The sequence below is a fragment of the Mycobacterium sp. NPDC006124 genome (assembly GCF_040614235.1).
Lineage (GTDB): Bacteria > Actinomycetota > Actinomycetes > Mycobacteriales > Mycobacteriaceae > Mycobacterium.
In genome coordinates, this window is the sequence record NZ_JBEXUA010000045.1 from 1 (window position 1) to 1,335 (window position 1,335).

Annotated in this window: 1 pseudogene; it reads right to left on the reverse strand. The window is 59.2% G+C overall.

The features are described from left to right. Positions 1 to 554: 554 nt before the first annotated feature. Positions 555 to 644, reverse strand: a pseudogene (locus tag ABZ195_RS28640) (DUF1524 domain-containing protein); the annotation flags it as partial. Positions 645 to 1,335: the final 691 nt, after the last annotated feature.

Here is a 1,335-nt window from a genome sequence, read left to right on the forward strand (position 1 = left end):
CGCTCGGGCCTTGAACTCCTCGTCGTACTTCTTCGGCATGATGCGAACAACCTTCCCTCGAAAGAAGGTGTGCATCAAACACGGGGTGGTTCAGGTATGCAATTGGCCGACAGCTGTGGCGACGGCGCCATGAGCGCACGGGGTAAGCCAAAGCTATTTGGCTGGGGTCTGCGCTGTAGGCATGATTTCATCATTCACCTTCGTGCCGCCCCGCGGCGGCAAGCAAGTGGGTGAGTCGGAACCACCGATCGCGTCGGTGCCGAGTTGCCTCTCGAGTGGCTCATATTTTCGCCGATCACCACTACCTCCAATTGCGCTTGTGTGAGAGCCCAATGATGCTGTCGCACAAGATGATTACTTACAGACTCTCGCAATCGATTTGACGGCCCCTTAGCTTGCCTCGCGCCTAACCCGGATCAGCTCGATGCTCAAAAATTATTGCGCTGCTGAGCGCGAAGCCAACGTTTCCCGTCGATGGGGGCGTGATGTCGTCATGTTGCCACGGACAACCACGCTTTTCGACCGGGGTTGATAAGCGGGCCTCCTGACAGAAGCTAAGTCCCAGCGTTCGAGAGGCTTGAGTTGAGCGGCCCGGTGGTCAATGTCAGGTTGCCCAGTTTGTGGAGGTGGCTGGCGCGCCACGCGAGCGGGTCGTCCTGGGCGGCGCGTCAAGGGGCCAGTGTGGCTCCCCCGTCTGCGGAATGATGTGCTCCAAGGACAGTTTGCTAGTGATGACATGCCCTAGCTCTCTCTTGGGGTCTGTCTTATGGAGGCGATCTTCGATTCGTTGTAGGACCATCACAAGCCGATCCTGACGACGCTGTCCGTAAATGTCGCGAGTCAGGATCGCTGTACTGACCCCATGGTCGCGAGGGCACCGATTAGCCGGTGCGGTCTCGGCTGCCAGCCGTGCTGCCAGAACTTCGTCTGCGCGGACGAGGTCGTGTTTCACGTCGCCGACCACCGCCGCGAAGAGGCGGTTGTAACTCTTGGTAGTCCCGCCACAAACTAGTCCGCGCACCAAGAAGCTCTCGAGGATGCGAAATGCCTTCGACCTTCGCTCGGCAGTGACGTCATCAGAACGGAGCAGTGTGAGGACGATTGGCATCAGTGTGGTGGTGTCGAGAAGTTCGAGCGGGCCAAACCTTGAACCGCTGATCTCCTTCCGCGAGTAGAGCGTCATTCAAGGTGAGTCGACCGAGTAGCTCGCCTTGCGCCGGGCAACCCAGGTCGTGTGCAGTGGGGTCTGCTGCACGAATAGGTGACATCTGAGTTGGCTTGCCCGGGACGGGTGGGCTGAGAGGATGTCCAAGTGCCCAGGCCCTATCCCCAAGA